Here is a 4,083-nt window from a genome sequence, read left to right on the forward strand (position 1 = left end):
GCGGAACCCCGCTCCGGGATATGTCCGTCGAGTTCGCCGCGCCGCCGAACGACGGCAGTGGCGCGTCGTGGGGTTCGTTCGACAACGGCCAGCAGACGGTTTCGACAGTGACAAACGATCAGGGCGTGGCGATGGCCGGCAGCTTCACCCGTCCGAGTTCCCAGCGGCGCTCCGGTGACTTCCAGATCACCGCGACCGTGGCGGGCACGACAGCCGCGGCGGCATTTGCGCTACACGCACTGCCAGACCCGACATCGGTGACGGTGGGCTGACCGCGCCGGGCCGGCCGGCCGGGGTGGCCGGCCGGCCCGGCGTGTGGGGCTCCAGAACCCCTAGTCGAGTGCGTCGAGTGCGTCGAGCACGTCGCTCATCAGCACGTCGGTACGCCGCAGCAACTCCAGGTACCAGTTCCCCCACTGCCGCTATTGGTGTGCGTCGTCGGGGGCCGCGACCGCGTTCGGCATTGCGCCGCCGACCGCCTCGTTCTCACCCCGCCGGACGGTCCCGGACCTACGCACCGCGACACGCCGCCACCTGCAGACGGTCAGCAGGGTCTACGGCCGCAGCGACGGTGCGGCGACCGCGTTTCGGGACGTCACTGTCACTTTCAGCACCGGCTGCTTCATTGCGGCGATGGGGACCGTCGGGGTTGGAAAAAGCACGCCGAGGCAGGCCGTGACTGCGCCGAGCTGGCATCGCGGGCCTGTCACCTGACTTTTCAGAAATCCTCTAGCTGGTTTTCGAGTTGGTGTCTTACGGTCAGTGGCGAGACGCCGAAGTGGCTCGCGATGACGTCGAGGGCGGCGTCCTCGTCGTATGTCTCGAGGGTCGCGAGCGCACGGCGTATTCCCTCGGCCGGTGCAAGCAGCTCGGCCGCGAAGGCGCCCGCGACCCGGTCATCGCCGGTGTGGGCGGAGGATAGGAGGAAGATTCGCCGCTGTGGCCGGAAAAGCGCCCGGCCGAGTGCCCTCGCACGGCGGAACGACTGATAATGGCTCCCAGACCCCGCTGTGCTGGCGAACTTCGGTGGATCACTCAGTGCGAGCCCGCACCGGTCGTCCTTGACAGCGGCAAAGCCCTGTAGGCCGCCCGCAGGGCTCTGAAGTGTCTGTGCACCCACCCAGGCGGATATGTCAAAGGGTGCGATCGCCTCGGCGTTCAGCGCCTGTCGTACCGCGCGTGCCATGTCAAAACCGATATGCCATGGCCGCCGAAGGTCGGCGCTGTCCGACACAGCGCCCGCAGCAAGCTCACCCGCCACCGCCCCACGAAGAGGCGTCAACGGCATCGCGGCGTCCGCTGACGCACGGCCCGCCGCTTCGGACGCCGTCGGGACCCACCGAGCGGCAATGTCAAGGGTGTCGAGGTCCGCACTGTCCAGAAAGTCGTCCCGTAGCTCGTCCGGGATGGCCGGCACGATGGCTAGCAGCTTCGTCGAGGTCTCCTCGTCGACGGAGTACGGGTCGAGGCCCAGCCTTGCCACCGCCAGGCAGAACTCCTGCTCGTCCTCGTCCGCGCTTCCTAGGTCCGCCCATTCCACGGAAAGCGGCGTCTTTCCGACGCCCGACTCCGCGAGCCGGTCCACGACGCGTTGGACGACGTTGGCCAACGCTTTTCTGGCCTCGTCGGAACGCACCAGTGCTCCTCCGCGTGACGCGAACCGCAACGGCCCCAATGCCCGGTCCTCGTCGGCGGCCCAGACAACCCGGGTGACCGCGCCTTCGGGCACCACTGTCAGGTCGGGCCAGGCCATCCCGTCCCCGGCGCCTCGCAGGTTGTGACGGCGCAGCCAGGGGTACCGGCGCAGGTTGGACCACGTCCAGTACGCGGACCTGGTAGCCGAGGGACGAACGTGCGCCGTCAGCAGCCACCAGTTGGCAGCAATCCATTCAGCCAGCGGATAAAGGCTGCCATAGACCGACCGCCGGAAGGTGCCATCTGGCTCCTCTACCTGCGTTACGCATCTGCCACCCACCCACAGCTGGTACCTCGCCCAAGTGGCGGCCAGCTCCGGAGCACGTACGCCAGGTGCGTCGAGCCACTCGATCTGCAGCTCGATCCCGACGCTCACGGGAGCCACCCCGGAGCTTCCTCGGGAAGGATCGGATACCCCTTGTACTCGCCGGTCCCCGAGTTACACAGACGCGCCTCATAGATGCATTCACCGGCCCGCGTCCACGCATAGCGCGGGAAGTCACCCTCGACGTACGCGCTGACATTGCCGGCCCGCACCGCGTCGTGCAGCCATTTGGTAACCTCGTCGAGCGCCAGGTCACGTGGGCACGCCGACGCGTCACTTCGCAGCTTCCCCGGCCCGGCGCTGGTCATGTAGTCCTTGTGCTCAGGACTCGGGGCATAGGAAACTCGCGCGGCCAGGTCAGCCAGATGCCCCGGATCGACGGGTGTCAGGCGGCTCGAGTTGCGTGGCCGTCGGCGACGAGGAGCCCGCATCGCGACCCCCTACATCGTGTCCGACTCGGCAGAGCTACGAGACGAGCGTACCGGCAGCCGTCGACCCGAGCACGCCACATCTGTGTCTTCGGGGTGGCCCGCGACCCGCCGTCGTCCGCGTGTACCGGCGCCGCGATCCTGAAGATCTGGCAGTGCGGGCGAATCAACCAGGTAGAGATATGGCTCGCTGAGCGCGTGGTGCCGGAGTGCTGGGGTCAGGCATCGTGGTTGTCGGTGGCCGCGGTGGAGTCCGCGGTGCTGCTGGTGGCGGTGGCTGACGCGTCGGTGCTGGTGGCGTCCAGCGTCGGGCTGGTGTTGGTAGTGGTCATGGCGCCGATCGTGCCCACGCTGGCGGGGTGCGGGCTCCGCCGCCGGCAAGGACCTGCAGGACGCGATCCTGGCGACCGCCGACGACGCCAAGCGGGTCGCGCTGATGGACGAGTTCCTGCTGGCCGGAGCCGGACCATGGAGGAGATCTATCAGCAAAGGAAGAGAACGGGACTGGGTGAGGGGAATCAGCGGAGTCTGGCTGTTGGGCATCCCGGCGAACTGGGAGCGAAATCCGTAGCTCGGTTTGGGTGGCCAGAGCGACGAACAGGTTATGACACTGGCAGATCGTGAGAACTGGATTCTTATATCCGCCGATAGCGACTTCGGGGAACTTTTAGCCAACAGCCCCGTAATGGCGCCCAGCGTCCTCCTCCTCCTCCGTGCCGACAAGAGGGCCGAATCCCTCGCCTCCGTCGTTCTAGCCAACCTCGGCCAGGTCATGGACGACCTGGCCGAGGGCGCACTTGTCGTGATCAGTGACACCCGGATCCGCACTCGCCGCCTCCCGATGAAGGCCGGCGAGTGAGCAGTGCCGGTCGGTGGTCGAAACTCGTCCGTCGGCCCTGACCAGCGCTGCTGCGCTGGCACCGCGACCTGCTCGCACGGAAGTGGACCTATCCGCGATAGCCGCCCGGTCGGCCGCCGATCCGCCGCGAGGTCCGTGGCCTGGTCCTGCGCCTCGCGACGGAGAACCCGACCTGGGGTCACCGGCGGATCCAGGGTGAGCTCGTCGGGCTCGGCTACCCGGTCGGGGTCGCCACCGTCTGGCGGATCCTGCACCGCGCCGGTGTCGATCCCGTGCCCCGGTGGGCTGATCAACGAGTACCGCAACGCCGCTTGATGACTCCCGCAGACGGCCACAGTAAACCGTAAAAGACCAGCTCACAGGCCAACACCCGAATTTTGGAGCCCCACACGCCGGCCGTGGACCTGTCTGTCGTCGGGCAAGTTGACCGTACTTCGGGTGACGGGGCACCCAGCACGGGCATCCGCTCAGGGATCGCCGGCGCTGCCGCCACATCCCAGGACTGCCAGCCCGCACCGGAAAAGAAGGTCAGATACACCAGGCGCGACCCTACGAACGTCGCACACCACCCCGCAACGGGTATACGAGACAACCAGCCCGGCAGAAAGGAGAAAACGAGACACTGTCACAAAGCAGAGAGAATCGGCTGGAGCGAGGTCGGCCCCGGCCTATTCCAGGCTATGCGGGCAACCAACACGAGCTCGCAGCCGTTCGCCGAGCGGCCGGATCAGGCCACGGGCGACGCACCGGCGGACCGACCTGATCATCCAGCCATG

4 protein-coding genes and 1 pseudogene are annotated in these 4,083 nt (G+C 67.4%); 3 read left to right on the forward strand and 2 right to left on the reverse strand.

The features are described 5' to 3' along the window. A partial coding sequence (locus tag U9980_RS20420; RefSeq protein WP_322769390.1) for a hypothetical protein occupies positions 1 to 272 on the forward strand: 272 nt, incomplete at its 5' end. Between the two features lie 446 nt (positions 273 to 718). Here the strand turns inward: U9980_RS20420 and U9980_RS20425 are convergent. After that, positions 719 to 2,071: a hypothetical protein gene (locus tag U9980_RS20425; protein WP_322769391.1), complete on the reverse strand. Its 1,353-nt coding sequence runs from the start codon at positions 2,069 to 2,071 to the stop codon at positions 719 to 721. After that, entirely contained in the window at positions 2,068 to 2,328 is a 261-nt protein-coding gene (locus U9980_RS20430; protein WP_322769392.1) for a hypothetical protein, read from the reverse strand. The genes U9980_RS20425 and U9980_RS20430 overlap by 4 nt, the downstream gene beginning before the upstream one ends. Before the next feature lie 697 nt (positions 2,329 to 3,025). Between U9980_RS20430 and U9980_RS20435 the strand changes: the two genes are divergently transcribed. Together U9980_RS20435 and U9980_RS20440 are read left to right on the forward strand one after the other, a co-directional pair. After that, the gene (locus tag U9980_RS20435; protein ID WP_322769393.1) at positions 3,026 to 3,307 is read left to right on the forward strand and encodes a DUF5615 family PIN-like protein; all 282 of its coding nucleotides are present in this window, start codon (positions 3,026 to 3,028) and stop codon (positions 3,305 to 3,307) included. Positions 3,308 to 3,354: 47 nt separating this feature from the next. Next, positions 3,355 to 3,597 (forward strand): annotated as a pseudogene (locus U9980_RS20440) (helix-turn-helix domain-containing protein); the annotation flags it as partial. Positions 3,598 to 4,083 lie beyond the last annotated feature (486 nt).

This window comes from Protofrankia sp. Cr1, from assembly GCF_963555865.1.
Taxonomy (GTDB): Bacteria; Actinomycetota; Actinomycetes; order Frankiales; family Frankiaceae; genus Protofrankia.